At 54.2% G+C, this 17,900-nt stretch carries 12 protein-coding genes and 1 pseudogene; 7 read left to right on the top strand and 6 right to left on the bottom strand.

Annotated features, from left to right (window positions below; all coding sequences use genetic code 11):
- Nucleotides 1–29 precede the first annotated feature (29 nt).
- The 4 genes from RJP21_RS01355 (at nucleotide 30) to RJP21_RS01340 (ending at nucleotide 4,991) form a co-directional block, all read left to right on the top strand.
- Complete coding sequence (locus RJP21_RS01355) at nucleotides 30–1,424, top strand: ABC transporter substrate-binding protein (RefSeq protein WP_160039319.1); 1,395 nt, start codon at nucleotides 30–32, stop codon at nucleotides 1,422–1,424.
- 132 nt (nucleotides 1,425–1,556) lie between these two features.
- Complete coding sequence (locus RJP21_RS01350; RefSeq protein WP_160039321.1) at nucleotides 1,557–2,555, top strand: LacI family DNA-binding transcriptional regulator; 999 nt, start codon at nucleotides 1,557–1,559, stop codon at nucleotides 2,553–2,555.
- Between the two features lie 12 nt (nucleotides 2,556–2,567).
- On the top strand, nucleotides 2,568–3,572 hold the full coding sequence (locus RJP21_RS01345) for an N-acetylglucosamine kinase (protein ID WP_310857769.1): 1,005 nt from the start codon (nucleotides 2,568–2,570) through the stop codon (nucleotides 3,570–3,572).
- A 93-nt stretch (nucleotides 3,573–3,665) separates the two neighbouring features.
- Nucleotides 3,666–4,991 (top strand): 6-phospho-beta-glucosidase, encoded by a 1,326-nt coding sequence (locus tag RJP21_RS01340; protein ID WP_310857768.1) that lies wholly within the window; start codon nucleotides 3,666–3,668, stop codon nucleotides 4,989–4,991.
- A 103-nt stretch (nucleotides 4,992–5,094) separates the two neighbouring features.
- On the opposite strand, the pseudogene RJP21_RS01335 reads toward RJP21_RS01340, so the two are convergent.
- The 5 genes and pseudogenes from RJP21_RS01335 to RJP21_RS01315 all read right to left on the bottom strand — a co-directional run bounded on the left by RJP21_RS01335 (nucleotide 5,095) and on the right by RJP21_RS01315 (nucleotide 12,714).
- A pseudogene (locus RJP21_RS01335) lies at nucleotides 5,095–6,296 on the bottom strand (multidrug effflux MFS transporter).
- 376 nt (nucleotides 6,297–6,672) lie between these two features.
- Complete coding sequence (locus tag RJP21_RS01330) at nucleotides 6,673–10,476, bottom strand: copper amine oxidase N-terminal domain-containing protein (protein ID WP_310857767.1); 3,804 nt, start codon at nucleotides 10,474–10,476, stop codon at nucleotides 6,673–6,675.
- 247 nt (nucleotides 10,477–10,723) lie between these two features.
- Nucleotides 10,724–10,948: a hypothetical protein gene (locus RJP21_RS01325; RefSeq protein WP_310857766.1), complete on the bottom strand. Its 225-nt coding sequence runs from the start codon at nucleotides 10,946–10,948 to the stop codon at nucleotides 10,724–10,726.
- A gap of 167 nt (nucleotides 10,949–11,115) precedes the next feature.
- Complete coding sequence (locus tag RJP21_RS01320) at nucleotides 11,116–11,985, bottom strand: glycosyltransferase family 2 protein (RefSeq protein WP_310857765.1); 870 nt, start codon at nucleotides 11,983–11,985, stop codon at nucleotides 11,116–11,118.
- 33 nt (nucleotides 11,986–12,018) lie between these two features.
- On the bottom strand, nucleotides 12,019–12,714 hold the full coding sequence (locus tag RJP21_RS01315; protein WP_310857764.1) for a class I SAM-dependent methyltransferase: 696 nt from the start codon (nucleotides 12,712–12,714) through the stop codon (nucleotides 12,019–12,021).
- 378 nt (nucleotides 12,715–13,092) lie between these two features.
- On the opposite strand from RJP21_RS01315, the gene RJP21_RS01310 reads away from it, so the two are divergent.
- A complete protein-coding gene (locus RJP21_RS01310; protein ID WP_310857763.1) occupies nucleotides 13,093–14,205 on the top strand; it encodes a tetratricopeptide repeat-containing glycosyltransferase family 2 protein in 1,113 nt (370 codons plus the stop codon).
- A 146-nt stretch (nucleotides 14,206–14,351) separates the two neighbouring features.
- Here RJP21_RS01310 and RJP21_RS01305 read toward each other — a convergent pair whose 3' ends face one another.
- Nucleotides 14,352–15,806, bottom strand: coding sequence for a catalase (locus RJP21_RS01305; protein ID WP_310857762.1), 1,455 nt, complete (start codon nucleotides 15,804–15,806; stop codon nucleotides 14,352–14,354).
- Nucleotides 15,807–16,060: 254 nt separating this feature from the next.
- On the opposite strand from RJP21_RS01305, the gene RJP21_RS01300 reads away from it, so the two are divergent.
- Both RJP21_RS01300 and RJP21_RS01295 read left to right on the top strand, forming a co-directional pair.
- Nucleotides 16,061–16,759: a response regulator transcription factor gene (locus RJP21_RS01300; RefSeq protein ID WP_310857761.1), complete on the top strand. Its 699-nt coding sequence runs from the start codon at nucleotides 16,061–16,063 to the stop codon at nucleotides 16,757–16,759.
- Entirely contained in the window at nucleotides 16,760–17,734 is a 975-nt protein-coding gene (locus RJP21_RS01295) for a sensor histidine kinase (protein WP_310857760.1), read from the top strand.
- Nucleotides 17,735–17,900 lie beyond the last annotated feature (166 nt).

Genomic DNA, 17,900 nt, shown 5'->3' with positions numbered 1-17,900 from the left:
ACTCTTGAATAAGATGGGGGATACCGTTCATGAAAAGGAAAAGGATTAAAAAGACGTTTACGCTGCTGCTGGCGAGCACCACGCTTCTCGCACTCATGTTGTCCGGATGCGGCGGCGGCAAATCGGCGGTCGACGTCGCTCCCGCGGGCGATGGGGATACCGGCAAAAACGCTTCTTCCGGCGAGCAGGTGACCATTACGCATTACACCATCGATTCGGAAGACCGTACATTTATCGAAAAGCTCATTCCGGACTTTGAAGCCAAACATCCGAACATCAAGGTCAGAGTGGAAAAGGCGCCTTACGAGCAGTTCGACAGCAAGCTGCAGACGATGATCGCCGGCGGCAAATCGCCCGACGTGACGAGCCATTACGGCTACGGCGGCTTCGCGGAGTATTACAACAAAGACATGCTGCTCGACCTGAACGACATCATCAAAGAAGACGGGTTCAAAGCATCGGACTACAGCATTCCGGAAGACCTCATGAAAATTTATACCATTAAAGACCACGTGTACGGCATTCCGGTCAACATGTACGTCACGCTGATGCTGTACAACAAGGACATGTTCGATGCAGCCAACCTGCCTTATCCGCCAAGCGATTACGAAGACAAAAGCTGGACGTTCGACAAAATGGTCGAAGACGCGAAAAAATTGACCCACGTCTCCGACGATATCGCCAAAACGCAATACGGCGTCGACTTCACCTGGTCCGAACGCGACATGCGCCCGCTGTATTTCGGCGTGGAGCCTTACTCCCAGGATACCTGGACCAACGGCGGCGTGCCGTCCGAAACCCGCTTTGACTCTCCGGATGTCATCGCGGCTTATAAAAAGCTGTACGATTTGATTTTCAAAGACAAGGTTTCCCCGACAACCGAATGGAGCAAAAGCGTAGCCGGCCAAAACGGCGATGCGTTCGTCACCGGCAAGCTTGGAATGAGCATCGGCGGTTCATGGAACCTGGCAGGCGCAAACGACTTCCCGTTCAAGGTCGGCGTAGCGGCCGTGCCGGCGGGCGGCAACGACAAAGTGCGCAGCGTCCTGTTCGTCGATCCGTTGTTTATTCTGAAGGGCTCCAAACATCCGAAGGAAGCTTTTGAATGGATCAAATATTTGGTCAGCGACGAAGTCCAGGAAAAATCCATCGACCTCAGCGGAGGCAACCCGCCGGTCAATACGAAAGCGGCCGAAACGTATTACAAGCATTTTGACGGCGTCGACCCGGCAGACGTGAAAAAGGTGTACGAAGGCGCGGTGAAATACGGCTTTGAATCCTACAACCATCTGATCACCAACTATTCGCAAATCAACGACATGTTCATCAACGAGATGCAGCCGCTCGACACCGGGCACAAAACCGTAGAAGAAGTCATGCCGACGGTGCAGAAAAAAGTGACGGAAATCATCAAACGCAAATAAATAAGGCGTGCCGTCCCGAAACCGGGACGGTGCATCTGTTAATTTCGCTTCGCGGCGGCCTTTCGTCCATGTATACTAATGTTAAGCTGATATAAAATGTACGGAAAATCTGCCGCAAGGAGAATAAAAACGATGAAGGTTAGTATATTTGATGTTGCCAAAAAATCAGGATTGTCGGTTGTGACGGTATCCAGGGTATTAAACGGCGCCGAATCGGTGCGCGAGAAAAACAGACAAAAGGTGCTTGACGCGATCAAGGAGCTTGACTATCGCCCGAACGCCGCAGCGCGCAGCCTTGCCCGCGGCAAAACGGGCATCGTCGGCCTGATCGTCACCACGCTCCAGGACTCCTTCTTCGACGCCGTCGTCAAGGAGCTGAACGAGGTGCTTGCGCTGCACGGTTATTTTCTTGCGGTGTCGGTCTCAACGGGAATCGACTCCGACGAACATCATTACCTGATTCAGGAGGACCGCGTCGACGGCCTGATCCTGCTGTCGCCGATGGAAGAGGACAACTACATCGTGGAGCTGAAGCGCCGCAACATTCCTTACGTGCTGATCGACAACCAAAAGCCCGAAAACGATGCGTTTTCCGTAACGATCGACAACTATAAAGGCGGATACGACGCTGCCAAACATTTGATCGATCTCGGGCATACCCGGATCGCCCATCTTAGCGGACAAGAGATGTTCCGCAGTACGAAAGAACGCCGGAGCGGTTTCCTGCAGGCGCTTGAAGAGAAAGGGCTCGCACCGTTCGAGATGGTAACGGGCGAATTCGAAATCGCTTTTGGTTACGAAACGTGCCGCAGATGGATCCGCGAAGGAACGCTTCCTTCCGCCGTTTTTGCCGGCGACGACAATATTGCGCTGGGCGTCGTCAACGCCTTGATGGAGGAAGGCATCCGCGTACCCGACCAGGTGGCCGTCGTCGGTTATGACGACCAGCAAATCTCCTCGCAGCTTCATCCGCATTTAACGACCGTCCGCCAGCCTGCCGACCGGATCGGCCTGGCCGCCGCGGATATGCTGCTCAAGCGGATGGACGGCACGATGAAACGCGGGTCGAGCGTCAAAATCAATCCCGAACTCATTATCAGGGAATCAACCGCCGCAACGACAAATCAATAGGAGTGACGACCATTGGCTTACTACTTGGGAATCGATGGGGGAGGCACCAAAACATACGCCCTGCTGACCGATGACCGCGGCAACGTGCTGGGCAAAGGCGTCGGCGGCAACGGCAATCATCAGATTGACCGCGGCCTTGCCGCGCAGAGCATCCGCGAAGCCGCCGAAAGCGCGCTCGGCGAAGCCGGCCTGGAGGTGCGGCAGCTGGCTCACGCCTACTTCGGGCTTGCAGGCGCGGACCGCGAACCGGATTACCGGATTTTGCACCCGCTGGTTCAGGAAATCGGCTTTACCCGGAACTATTCCATTAATTGCGATACGATGATCGGCCTTCGGGCCGGCACCAACCGCCCTTACGGCGTTGCGCTGATCTGCGGCACCGGAACCAATGCCGCGGGGCGAAACCCGGCGGGCGAGCACGTCCAAGTCGGAGGCTTCGACTATATGTACGGCGATTTCGGCGGCGGCGGCTCGCTGAACATCGAAGTGTTCCGTTCGGTGATCCGTGCTTGGGACGGCCGCGAGCAGCCGACGAAATTGACCCCGCTGCTGCTGGGCTTCCTGGGATATGACAGCGTCGGCGATATGTTCGATGATTTTCAGGATCACGGGAAACACGTGCCCGTCCATGCAGCCAAGCTGCTGTTCGAAGCCGCGGCGGACAACGACGCCGTGGCCTTGGAGATTTTGTCCCGTCAAGGGATCGAGCTCGGCAAATCCGCCGCGGCGGTGATCCGCAGACTGGGAATGGAAAACGACGTGTTTGACGTCGTTCTGGCCGGAAGTCTGCTAACAAGGGGTGACCGCGGCTGGATAAGAGGCAAAATCGAGCAGGCCGTAGCCGCCGCCGCTCCGAACGCGACGGTCGTCACGTTGTCCACGGAGCCTGTCGTCGGAGCGGTATGGTCGGCCATGGAGGCGGACGGACTGGCGGTTAACCGGGAAGCTTATGAACAAATGCGGACCTTTCGCGATTTTGAGCATATCCCGTTAACGACAAGATCGTCGGATAACTAGACCCGGGCAAAACTATAGATTTGGCGTTCATTATGTGCCGAACTGCGAATTCAAATCGGCATTTATTTCATTCATAAAAAGGAGCGTGCAGATATGGCCACTGAACAAGGACTGAAAATTGCCGTCATCGGCGGCGGATCTTCTTATACCCCGGAGCTTGTCGAAGGTTTCATCCAGCACTACGACGAGCTTCCCGTACGCGAATTATGGCTCGTGGATATCGAGCCGGGACAGCGGAAGCTGAACATCGTCGGCAACCTGGCGAAACGCATGGTCGAGAAATCCGGCCTTCCGATCGAAGTGCATTTGACGTTGGACCGCCGCGAGGCGATTTCCGGAGCGGATTTCGTCAGCACCCAAATGCGCGTGGGCATGCTCGAGGCGCGCGGCCGCGACGAGTCCATCCCGCTCAAATACGGAGTGATCGGCCAGGAAACGACCGGTCCCGGAGGCATGATGAAGGCGCTGCGGACGATTCCGGTCCTGCTCGACATATGCCGCGACATCGAGGAGCTGTCTCCGAATGCCTGGCTGCTGAACTTTACGAACCCGGCCGGCATGGTGACGGAAGCCATCCTGAAATACACGAACGTGCGCAGCGTCGGTTTGTGCAATGCGCCGATCGGGTTGATCAAGCGGACCGCAGCCAAATACGGCGTCGCAACGGATCGGGTTTATGCCGAATTCGTCGGTCTGAACCATCTTCACTGGGTTTCGCGCGTCGACGTGAACGGCGAAGACAAGCTCGATGAGCTGCTGGCCGATACGGCCGGCTACAGCGCCAATAACGTTCCCGCGAGAGAATGGAATCCCGAATTCCTGCAATCTTTGCGCGCCCTGCCTTCCTATTACTTGAAATATTTCTACATGACCGACGCCATGCTTGAAGAGCAGCTGGAATCCCTTCAAAAAGGCGAAAATCGCGCCGAGGTCGTAAAACGCGTCGAAGAAGAGCTGTTCGAGCTTTACAACGATCCGGAGCTGAAAGAGAAGCCGAAGCAGCTGGAACAGCGCGGCGGGGCGTTTTATTCCGAAGCGGCCGTCAACCTGATGTGCTCGTTATACAACGGCAAAAACGACATCCAAACGCTGAACGTCGCCAATCAGGGCATCATCGGCTTCCTGCCGGACGATGCCAGCATCGAAGTAAACTGCGTCGTTACCAAAAACGGCCCGCTGCCGCTGCCGTTAACCAAAATCCCGCCGATGGCCGTCGGTTTGATCCATGCGGTCAAAACGTACGAACGCCTGGCCATCGACGCGGCCGTAACGGGCGACCGCGGCTTGGCCATCCAGGCGCTGGCCCATCATCCGCTGGTGCCTTCGGTGGAAGTCGCCATCAAGATGCTGGACGAAATGCTGGAAGCGAACAAGGAATATTTGCCGCAGTTTTTCAAAGCCTCGGAGGCCGGTGTTTAAACATCTAAATATCTGATTGCATGAGCAGCTCCGGAGCTAAAAGATCGGTCCATACTTCCATCCGGAGCAACAAAAAGAGACTGCCGCGGCAGTCTCTTTTTGATTACATCCCCTTGTTATGCATGTTCGAAACCTCTGCTGCTTTCGTCCGCTGAATCGAGCCGCGGACAAGCAGCAGGTAACACAAGACGGAACACACATCCGCCCCGGCGATGACGAAGCCCATCGGCAGAGCCGACGCGCTGCCGCCCAGACCGACCAAGGGGCTGACGATCCCTAAATGTACGACAGAAGCCCTAACAGCGCCGAGGCGCTGCCCGCCGCGTGGCCGTAATCCTGCAAAGCCAGCGACGATCCGGCCGTGCCCACAATGCCGACGCATGAAACGACGATAAATAGCGGCGGCAAAACCGCGGCGATCGGAGCTTTGACGGCCAGCATCATCAACAGGGTCATCCCTCCGATGGTGGCCAGGGTAATCCCGGTCACCAGCAGCTTTTTCTCGCTGATCTTTCCGGCCAATCTTCCCGTAATTTGCCCAGCGATAATGATGCCGACGCCGTTCATGGCAAAAATAAGGCTGAAAACCTGCGGGCTGACCCCGTAAATATTTTGAAGCACAAACGGCGATCCGGAGATATAGGCAAACATGGCGGCCGAAATAAAACCGGAGCTTAATGCAAGCCCCATAAATTTGCGGTCCTTCAGCAGCACGCCAAAGATTTTAAGCGTATTGACGGTGCCGCCTTTGGACCGTCTGCTAGCGGCAAGCGTCTCCGGCAGCCCGAATAATACCGCCAGCAGCATGACGACGCCGATCGCCGCCAGCACGATAAATACGCCGCGCCAGGAAGTGACCTGAAGCAGCTGGCCTCCCACGATCGGGGACAAAATCGGCGCCGCGCCGTTCACCAGCATCAGCATGGAGAAAAACTTCGTTAATTCGGAGCCGGAATACATATCCCTCACGATCGCCCGCGAAATGACGATTCCCGCCGACCCGGCGATCCCCTGAATAAAACGCAGTGCAACCAGCATCTCGATGGACGTGCTGAACGCGCATAACAAGGAGGACAAGCCGTACACGACCATCCCGATCAACAGCGGCAGCCGCCGCCCGCGCACGTCGCTCAGCGGCCCGGCGAACAGCTGCCCGACCGACAGCCCGATCAGGCACGACGTCAAGCTGAGCTGCGTCAGCGATGTCGTGGTATGCATCGTATCGGCCAAAAGCGGCAGCGAAGGCAAATACATGTCCAGCGAAAACGGTCCAAAAGCGGATAACGCTCCCAGAACGATAATCATCCAAAGCCTGCTTGCGCCCGGACGGGCAGGCAGGGATTCTCCGTGACCGTCTTGGCCCGGGATCGTTGATAATGATTTACTCATAAGATGTTACGGTTCCCCCCTTATCCCCTGATACAGCATATAGGATGGTGGTCGGCGCTTTCTCCGTAATGCGGAAGACGAAGCGCCCTCCCTCCCATGTTAACGTCATTCTATTGTAGCTCATCCGCCTCCCAAAAAAGAACCCAAAAATTAAATACCGCCACGGAATTACGTTAACCATCCCGACCGAGCAGACAGCTTAACAGACAATTTACTAGGGATGGTCTATCGTCGTCATCTCATCAAAAAATAAAGACGCCGGATCCGATGGATCCGGCGTCTTTATGCCTGCTTAAGGCTTGAGCTGTTTTTTCCCTTGCGTGGCAGCTTTTGAATCGGTTTTCGCGGTCGTGACCGGAATCGGGTCAGACAACACATTCTTCTTTTCGCCTATGCTAAGAATGTAGATATTGTAGGAAGTTTTGTCGCTGATTTTGTTTCCCGCAATATCGTTGTCTTCCGCCTTAAAGGTGACTGCGTAAGCCTCGTCGAGGTTTACGATCTTAACGTTCGAATCGGAGCCGCTCTTGTTTGCAGCGGTTTTCAGGTCAAAACCTTTTGACGCTGCCGGCACAAGCATGACGGCGTATTTTTGAACCTGACTGTCATCGGCCGGCTTCTTAAAAGTCACGTCAATCGAGCCATTGTTCCAGACGGCCGTAATATTCGCCGGAACGGACGTTGTATCCCTCAGCACGACCGCCGCAGGTTCCGACAAGACGCTGTTTCCTGATTTGGCCACGGACAGGACGTAGACTTTGTAAGGAGTTTCTTCGGCCAAAGCATTATTGTCCGTATCTTTCGTCGAGCCGCTCATCGCCTTGTTAAAATCACTTCCCGCCTGAGCTCTTGTAAATTGATCCGACGCCAACGCGCTTTCAAGGTTGAGGTCTTTCGACCCGGGTACGATGAAAATCCGGTACTCTTTGATGTTCGCTTCGTTATCGGCACGGGTAAACGAGATCTTCATATCTTTTCCGTTATGCTCGTCTCCGGCGTCGTTCGCTCTCAGGTCTTTTACCGGTGAAGCCGGAAGCTGCGTATCGAGCGTGACCGCTTCGGAAGCGGTCGACAGCGCGTAGCTGTTGTGATTTCCAATGGACAGGACATAAATTCTGTAGGAGATTCCGTTACGGATCAAATCGCCGTCGGAATCCCTGGCATTGTCGTCCAAGGCGATCTCATAACTTCCTTTATTGCTGTTTTCGACAGCTTTGAAATAGCTCAGATTTGCTGCGATTTTTTCGTTAAAGCTGCCCGTCTGCGTGGATTTTACGGCAATGATCCGGTACTGGGCCACGTCATTGTCGTTATCCGGCCGGGTAAAGGTCACCTGCAAATCGCGGCCGTTGCCCGCGTCCCCGATATCTTTTGCGGCCACGTTTTTGGCCGGTCCCACGGTAAAGGTTTGCGACAAGCTGATCGCCTGGGAAGGAGCGGACAATGCATGATTGGCATCCGCCGACCCTACGGACAGGACAAACACTTTGTACTTGGTGCCGCTCTGAATCAACCGGCCGTTGACGTCTTTCGAGTCCGCGGCGAGCGTACGGGTGATATTGCCGCCGGTTTTGTTGACGGACGTATAATTTGGACCGGATACGGCCAAGGCATCCGTCAGGTTGAAGTAGTTGGCATCCGATTCTTTTACGACCAGGATCCGGTATTCCCTGATGTTTTGTTCTTCATTCGCCCGCGTAAATGAAACCTGCAGATCGCGGCCATCGCCGTAATCGGCCACGTCGCTGACCGTTACGTTGGTCGCCGGCGTTACGCTCGCGTTCCCCGTCAAGGTGATGGCCGGGGAATAAGCGGACAGCGCATTCGTTCCGTAGGCCCCTACCGAGAGCACAAACACGCGGTAGCTGACGCCGGTGCGGATCGTATGTCCGTCCACGTCCCTGGCCCCCGCAGGAAGCGTTTGAGTAATGTTATATCCGGTTCTGTTGACGGACGTGTAATTCGAACCGGAAACGGAGTTCGCTTTGGACAAATTGAAATTATTGGCGTCCGAAGACTTCACAACCAGGATCCGGTAACCGTTCAAGTTGCCTTCGTCCGCAGCCCGCGTAAACGAAACCTGCAGATCGCGGCCGTCGCCGTAATCGGCCACGTCGTTGACGGATACATTCGTCGCCGGAGACACGCTCGAATTCCCCGCCAGTGTAATGGCCGGAGAATACGAAGATAATGCATTCGTTCCGTAAGCCCCTACCGAGAGCACGAATACGCGGTAATTGACGCCGTTGCGGATCAATTGCCCATCCACGTCTCTGGCATTTGAATCGAGGGTCTTCGTAATGTTGTAGCCCGTTTTGTTTACGGACGTGTAGTTGGAGCTGGAGACTTTATTCGCGTCCGACAACCCGAAATAATAAGCATCGGCAGCTTTGACGACCAAAATCCGGTAGCCGTAAATGCTGCTTTCATCCGAAGCCCGCGTAAACGATACGCGCAAATCGCGGCCGTCGCCGTAATCGGAAACGTCGCTGACGCTGACGTTCGATGGCGCGTAGACGTCGGAACCGCCGCCGTTATTGCCGTACAGCACGACGGCATACGAAGGCGACGAAAGCGCGTAGTTGCCGTAATAGCTGCCGGTTCCCACCGCCATCACAAACACGCGGTAGGCAACGCCGGACGTGATCAGCGATCCGTCCACATCTCTTGCACCATAAGACAAGGTCTTGCTGATGTTATAACCTGTTTTGCCGACTTCCGTATAATAGGAGCTCGACAGATTTTTTGCGTCGGACAGCGAGAAGTTTCCGGCTTTGCTGTCTTTTACGACAAAAATCCGATAACTGCCGACCCGCGCTTCATCGGAAGAACGGTTGAACCGAACCATCAAATCGCGGCCGTCACCGTAATTGCTGACGTCTTCCACGCTGGTGATGACCGGCGCCGAAATCGGGCTTGCAGCCAACGTGAACGATGCGGAACCTGCGGACAGCTGGTTCGTTTCATTGCTGCCGTTTGCTACGGAAAGCACGAAAACGGTATAGGAAACGCCATTTTTAATGTACTCGCCGGAAGTATCCCTGGAGCCCGAACTTAAAGTCGTCGTAATCGTGGCGGCATTTGTTTTGCTGACCGTCGTGTAATTTGCGCTTGCCACGTTATTCGCGGCATTCAGGCTGAAGCTGCTTGCATCCTTGGTCTTTACGACCATGATTCGGTAATTCTGAATGTTGCCGGTATTTGACGGTTGGCTAAAGCTGACCGAAATATCCCGTCCGTCGCCGTAGTCGCTGACATCCGACGCTTTGACGCCGGAAACCGCATTTACGGGCGAAGCCGTCGACAAGGTTACGGAAGGGGATACGCCGGACAAGGCGCTGGCGCCTTTTTTGGCTACCGTGAGCACATAGGCGGTGTAAGGCTGATTGGCCCGCAGCAGCTCACCGTTGACGTCGCGCGATTGCGCGGACAACGTGATCGCCTGATCGCTTCCGTTCGGCCGCACCGACGAGTAATACCCGTTGGAAAGCGCCTGGGAGAGCGTAAACCCGTATGCATTGGAGGATTTGACGATGAAGACGCGGTATTCGCTGACGTTCGTCTCGCGCTGCACTTTCGGGAAGCTCACTTCCAAGTCGCGTCCGTCTCCGTTTTTGCCGACCGTGCGCGCAGTCACGTAGGAAACGGGGTTCACCGCCGTTTCGGATGTGATGATGTTGACGGTTTGCGTCTGCTGATTCCAGAGCACCTCCGCGCCAAGCGTCTCGCTGACGAAACGGACCGGCACCATGGTCGTTCCCTTCAAGTTTTGCGCAGGTACGTCCAGTGCCACGGTTTGCTGATTCACCGTAGCTGTTTTCGCGCCGATTTTCAGCACAATCGTGATGTCGTCACGTAAAGCCGTGACCGTGCTTGTTTTTTGATTCCATAAAATTTTGGCGTCAAACGCCTCGAAAATGGCCCGCATCGGCAGCATCGTTCGGCCCTTGATCATCATGGGCGGCTGCAGCGGATTCAATTTCACCCCGTCGACGTAAACGCTGATCGGTTTGGCCGCCGCCTGCACCTGTGCAGTCGGCAGGGACAGAGAAACGACCATCAGCACAGCGACGAGCATAACCCAAAGCTTTTTCACGGTTCTCCTCCTCTTGGTTTTGTGTAAAAAACGGCTACACTTATTTGACGGAAGAACGGGTTGAAATGTTTTCCATCGCTAAAAAAAATTTCGGTGTGGATGTCCGATCCTCTTGCCCGGAAGCAAGCAGTAACACAACCCCACAAAGTGGGGCCTCGGCTTCGAAGCTGGTTCAGGTACTCTGCGGGGAGCCCCAATATTGATAATAAAGTAGAAAAGCCCTGCGCAGGGGCAGAGCTCTTTGCTTTTACGACTTGTTTTTATGCAGCTTGACCAGCTCGTTGAAAGTCAAAAGGATCGACCAGATGACCAGAATCAATCCGACAAATTGCAGCAGGTAAATGAGATAGGGCTCGATTTTGGTCACAGACCCGAAAATGGATTTGAAAAGGGACAAGGGCTCCTCCGATGACAGCTGCATAAGCATAAATCCGATGATAAAGCTGATCAGAACCGTGACTTTTTTCTCCAAAGCATATGGCCTCCCGTCATGCGCAGAACATAATATATGTTTCAATATAACCCACATGGTATATATTGTCTATTGATTCATTAACATGAAATCTTCGCCAGTTTTCTGGAAAATGCGCCTCGGAAACGCAAAAAACCGGCTTTCCCTTATCGGGAACCGCGCCGGCTCTACGATTCTGTCGGATCGGTTATTTTAGTTTTGAAAGCGGTACTCCCGCCAAGGGGAACGAAGTGTTTTTTAGGAATGAAAAACGGCTCCCTCGCCACGATATCGGATGGATTGTAGCCCAAGCAGTCCATTTCGGGCGCGGACAATCCGGTGCTCCACTTGTCCCGGAATTTTTCGGCATTCGCCAAAGAAGAGCGTTTATAGTCGAGCCGGTTCGAGGCGAACGTTCCCTGCCCTTCGTGATGGATAAATACATCCTGCGCAACCCACAGCCTTTTCCCGCTTATCCGGGTCCGGATTGAAAAATCGTCGTCTTCGTAATTGCCCGGAAAAAAACGTTCATCAAAACCGCCGATCCGGTCCAGCAAACTGCGGTGGAAAAGCATGCAAAATCCGATCAGTTTATGCGCGTAAAAACCGGATCCTGCCCATTCCTTTTGCCGTTTCGCTGCGTAAGCTTCAAGGTTCTCCGGGGCCGGCCACTCCTCGAAGGGAACCCTCTGGATCGGAGCCACATGATTGGAGACAGGTCCCACGATGCCGATGTTCGGATCACGAAAAAGCGCGGCATACAAGCTGGAAAGCCAATGCGGCGTAACGACGGTATCGTTGTTCAACAGCAGGATATAGTCCCCCGAAGCTTCCATCATGCCTTGGTTGGTTCCGGCGGCAAAGCCCCGGTTGTCCTCGTTCGCAATCAGCTTAACGTTATCCATTGAATGCCAGAATTCCAGCGTGCCGTCATCGGAGCCGTTATCCACGGCAATCCATTCGAGCGGTCCTTCGGTATGGAGTTTTACGCTGTCGACGCACCTGCGCGTCAGGTTCAGGCCGTTGCGGGTCAGCATGACGATCGAAGTAAGCGGCATAGGCACCCCCTGTTTTTTTAAAATAATCAATGCTTACAACCCCGATGTATTCAAAATGAACGGGATCGTGCGGCCAAACGGCGAATCGGTGGGCAGGAGGATCCCGAGGCCGTTGTTCGATCTGAGGGAATGCCAGGACAAATCAAACGTCGTTTCCTTCAAGAAATCCTCGACGGCCGTCAACACCCCGTTTCGCTCGCCATGCTCAAGGACGGCGTTGTGGACCATATGATTAAAGCCTCCCGGCACGAGCAGGGGATTGCCCGGCTCCAAACCTTGCATGGCGTGAGGCTGGCGGTATTCCTGCGGTATGCTTTCGGGAAAATAGTACATGTCCCGCCGCCCGTACGGCCAATCGATGTCATGCAGCATCACGACGGGAAAGGCCCCTGCCGACAGGGCCATGCGTTCCACCTGCTTTAATTCATGGTACACCGTGTACCAGTTGTGATCCCCGTCGATTAAAATCATGTCGTACGGCTCAAGGTCAGGCATGGACTTCAAACTGAGCTCATGAATCATCCGGAAGGCTTCCCCGTAATATGCCGATAGCAGCTCCACGTCGAACTGCGGAGCGGGGTCTATGACCGTGCAACTGCTCCCCATATGATGGCAATAGTCCAAAATTTTGAACGTATTCAGCCCCGTTAGCGACCCGATTTCGACGATATGCGCGGGCCGCGCCGCGATCATGACCGGTTTGATGACCTTTTCCCAGAAACGGTGCATATCTACTCTCCTGACTTATAAATTGTAACCCCCCTCGTTCAAATGTATTAAATTCCAACCTATTTCATGCTTTGCATAACGCCGTTTTTTGACTTCAGCCATCGGTAGTTGATGGTATGACTTGAACGCCGCCGGCAAAAAATCCCCCTTTTGATTGCAGGGTCGATCCCATGACCTCAAGCCCGAGCATACCTATGATCGGTCTGCTTTCCGACGTTCCGTCATACATATGACTGAACCGGTTTGAAGGTTTTTTCCGCAGCCCGGAACTGAAATATATTCGATAGTTTTGTGCCATTTGCCAAGTCTTTGCGTTGTCCTGCCCTAATGGTGAAATTTGCAGCATCCTGAAAACTTCGCATACAAAGGAGTGGAAACATGATCGGCATCAGCTTGTGTATGATCGTCAAAAACGAGGAGAAAACGCTGGAACGCTGCCTTTCTTCCGTTCAAAAGGCGGTTGACCAGATGATCATCGTCGACACCGGTTCGACCGACCGTACCAAACAAATCGCCCGCAAATTCACCCGCTGCGTTTTCGATTTCGAATGGGTCGACGATTTTGCCGCAGCCCGCAACTTTGCGTTCAGCAAAGCGGAGATGGATTATATTCTATGGCTGGACGCGGACGACGTTTTTAAGGAAGAGGACCTTGAAAAACTGCTTGAGCTGAAAAAAACGTTAAGTTCCGACATCGATTCCGTCACCATGAAATACAACCTCGCATTTGACGAACACGGGAATGTGACATCCAGCCTGCGGCGCAACCGGCTGGTCAAAAGAAGCAACAACTTCCGCTGGGTCGGATCCGTTCATGAATATCTCGAAGTAGCCGGGCGGATTATCGACAGCGACATTGCCGTCACGCATTGCGGCGACGACCGGGACCGCGATCGAAACCTGAATATTTATATGAAAAGGCAAGCAAACGGCGAGGCGTTTTCGCCGCGGGACGTCTATTATTTCGCCAACGAGCTTAAAGACCATCGGCTTTTCGATCTGGCCGCCGTCTATTACCGAAAATTCCTCGAGGAAGGCAAAGGCTGGGTCGAGGACAATATCGCGGCCTGCGGCAAGCTGGCGGATTGTTATCTTGAGCTGGGCGATACGGGCAAGGCTTTGGCTTATACGCTGAAATCCTTCGAATACGGAGCGCCCCGTCCGGAATTTTGCTGCCGCATGGGTTACCATTTCCTGCAGACGGGAGATTATTCGGCGGCGGTGTATTGGTATAAGCAGGCCATCGAGAATCCGGCTCCCGCCAACAGCTGGGGCATGCAAAACCTAAACTGTTCCACCTGGCTTCCCCATTTGCAGCTTTGCGTTTGCTACGACCGGCTTGGCATGCACCAAATCGCCTATCATCACAACGAAGCTGCCAGGCATTATCGGCCCGACCATCCTTCCGTGATTCAGAACAAGGCGTATCTGGAAAACAAATTGGGGATAAAAGCCGTCGCCGAACCCGCAAAAGAAACGGCCAACCCATGACATCCCTTTTTATATACGGAAGAAAAACCGTTCCTCCCCGGCCCGTGCCGCACCTGAACGGTTTCTTTCTTTTGCTTTTGCCGGCTCCAAACAAAAAAAGGGCCGCCCCAAAGCCGCGCGGCTTTTGGGACAACCCTTGTATTCACTTACGACATACGGGACAAAAACGGCGTCAAATCAACGTTCAGCGCGGCCGCGAGGCGTTTGCCCAGCTCTTCGTCGGCGCGGTAGAAGTTGCAGATCGCAAGCAGCTTGGTCTGTTCCGCTACAGGCGCAAGGTCGGCCGCCAAATTGCCGATCAGCTGTTCCTGAACTTCCGGGGAATATTTGCGGAACACTTGGCCCGCCTGGCCGAAATCGTTCGGCTTGTCGATTTTTTGGCGGGATACGGTACCCTGCAAAGGCTGCGGCACGTCTTGGTAAGCCGGATCTTCCTTCGGCGTATGCTGGTAGCGGTTCGGCTCGTAATTAATGCGGTCCGATTGCTGTTTGAACGGCATCGCCCCGTCGCGCTGATTGTTGCTTACCTTCGCAAACGGGCAGTTGATCGGAAGCTGGAGATAGTTCGGGCCGATCCGGTAGCGCTGGGTATCCGAATAAGAGAACAGCCGCCCCTGCAGCATCTTATCCTCCGAAGGTTCGATGCCCGGCACGAGCACGCCAGGGTTAAAGCCGACCGACTCCGTTTCCGCAAACACGTTTTCCGGGTTCCGGTTCAGCGTCATCGTCCCTACCAGCTGGTATGGAACGTCCTCCTCGAACCAGTCCTTCGTGGAATCCAAAGGATTAAAATCAAAGCTGTCCAAATCCGCCGGATCGAGCACCTGCACGTACAAATCCCATTCCGGATAGTCGCCGCGCTCGATCGCTTCATACAAATCGCGGGTGGCATGGTTGAAATCTTTGCCCTGAATTTGCGCCGCTTCCTCGCGGCTCAGGTTTTTCACGCCCTGCTTCGGAACCCAGCGCAGCTTCACGTAAACCGTGTTTCCGTATTCGTTGATCCACTTGAAGGCATGCACGCTCGAGCCGCGCATCTGGCGGTAATTGGCCGGAATTCCCTCGTCCGTGAACAGATGGACCAGCATATTCGTCGACTCGGGCGTCAGCGACATAAAGTCCCAATAACGATCCTCTTCTTGAATGTTCGTGCGGGGGTCGGGTTTCAACGCATGCACCATGTCCGGGAACTTCATCGCATCGCGGATAAAGAAGATCGGCAGGTTGTTGCCGACAAAATCATAATTGCCTTCCTCCGTGTAAAATTTGACCGCGAACCCGCGCGGGTCGCGCAGCGTTTCCGGGGAATGCAAACCGTGGATCACGGTGGAAAAACGGGCGAACACCGGCGTTTCCTGTCCTTCTTTTTGCAAGAACGCCGCTTTCGTGTACCGCTTCATGCTGTTGACGACCTTAAAGACTCCGTGCGCTCCCGCCCCGCGGGCATGAACGACGCGTTCCGGAATGCGCTCCCGGTCGAAATGCGCCAGCTTCTCCAGAAGCTGATAATCCTCCAGCAGTGTAGGTCCATTTTGCCCCGCCGTTCTGGAGTTTTGATTATCACCGATAGGTACACCCTGATTTGTCGTAAGTTTGGCCATGTTGGCATAACCTCCTTGATTTATTTTAAATTAGAATAATTCTAAATAAGCAACTCGACGTCATTTATTGTACCTTCAATGATAATGAAAATCAATATTAAATTAAAATTATTCTAAATTAATATTATGCAGGTCCGCTCCTCGATATGCCGCAATCGTTTTCCGGCGTCTATAGTGAAGCCCCGGCAGCGTGTATAATATTGAGGAAGATACTTTCCAATCGCGGGCCGCGAACGGATGAAGGAGCTGTCTCTATGTATAAAATACTAATCGTTGAGGACGACCCAAAAATTGCGGATCTGCTGAAGTCCCATATTGAAAAATACGGGGATACGGCCATCGTTATTCATGAATTCGACCGGGTCCTGGAACAATTTCGACTGCATGCCCCGCACATCGTGCTGCTGGATATAAACCTCCCGAGCTTTGACGGGTATTTTTGGTGCCGCCAGATCCGGCAAGTATCGACTTGCCCGATCATTTTCATATCCGCCCGCGACGGCAAAATGGACCAGGTGATGGCGCTCGAAAACGGCGCCGACGACTTTATTACCAAACCTTTTTATTACGAAATCGTCATGGCCAAAATCCGCAGCCAGCTCCGCCGGGTGTACGGCGACTATGCCGTAAAAGGCGAGGAGCGCACGGTCGAACAAGGCGGCCTCGTTTTATATCCGGAGCGCATGGAGCTGCATTTCGGCAACCGAAGCGTAGCGCTCAGCAAAAAAGAAACGATTTTGATGGAAACGCTGATGGAGCGCAGCCCCCGGGTGGTCAGCCGCGAGGTCATTTTGGAAAAGCTGTGGGACGACGCCTTTGTGGACGACAACACGCTCAGCGTCAATATAACCCGCGTGCGGAAAAGGCTGGCCGAGCTTGGTTTGGAAGAAACGCTCGAAACGGTGCGGGGACTCGGATACAGGCTGAACATGAACGAAAAGGGGCCAAGGTAGATGAAGCTGTTTATCAGGGAGCACCTCCCTTTGCTTTTTTTCACCCTCGTGCAGCTGCTCGCCGTGCTCGCGGTATTTTGGTTCGACGGATACGATCATCCGCTTACCGCCGTGTACGCCTTGTTTTTGGGACTGTTTGTTTTTGCGGGTTACCTCGGACTTCGTTACGCGACGCATCGCGGCTTTTACGCACGGCTCTCCCGCCCTGTCGCTTCCCTCGCGGAGTCCGTTCACAGGCATGAACCCGCTCCGCTTCCCGCCGCCTTGAGCGAGCTCTTGGAAAACCAATACCGGCAGTACCAAAACATGCTGCAAAGCTGGGAACGGAAAAACGAGCAGTACATGACCTTCCTGAATCAATGGATTCACCAGATGAAAACCCCACTGTCCGTGATCGAAATGATCACGCAGGATGCAGGGGATGAGCGGATGAGCAGCATTTCGGAGGAGGCTGACCGCTTGAGGAGAGGGCTCGAAATGGCGCTGTACGCGGCGAGGCTGGGCACCTTCGAGCAGGACTTCAGCGTGGATGACGCCGACCTGAAACGGCTTGTCAGCGAAGCGGTGCATGAATACAGACGTTATTTCATCCGCAGCCATGTGTATCCGGAAGTTCGGATCGACGAGGGCATTTCCGTGCGGACGGACGCCAAGTGGATGCGTTTTATTCTGGAGCAGCTGCTGAACAACGCCATCAAATATTCCGCGGGCAGCGGGCAAAAGGTGACCATTAGCGCTAAAAAGGAGCAGCGAGACGTCGTTTTGGAAATCAAGGACCGCGGCGTCGGCATTCCGAAGGCGGATCTTCCCCGGGTGTTCCGTCCCTTTTATACCGGCGAAAACGGCCGGCGTTTCAAGGAATCCACGGGTATGGGGCTGTACATCGTCAAGGAAGTGATCGATAAGCTGCATCACGGCATCGAGCTGGAATCGGCCGAGGGACAGGGCACCTTGGTGCGCATCCGTTTCCGCTGAGTCACGCCACGCGAATCGCCTCCTTGACGGACGCCGTTTCTTACAGCGTTGTAAGCTGCGTGAAAGCTGCGTCGATAGGAGAACTCCCGGCCTGGGCGTATACTGGGGGTACGAAAACCGAAGGACGCGGCAAGAAGTCCGGACAATGAAAGGAGCAGTTACGGCC

This window comes from Paenibacillus sp. VCA1 (genome assembly GCF_031583795.1).
In the GTDB taxonomy this organism is placed as follows: domain Bacteria; phylum Bacillota; class Bacilli; order Paenibacillales; family Paenibacillaceae; genus Paenibacillus_AQ; species Paenibacillus_AQ albilobatus.
This window is presented reverse-complemented; position numbering and strand designations above follow the sequence as displayed.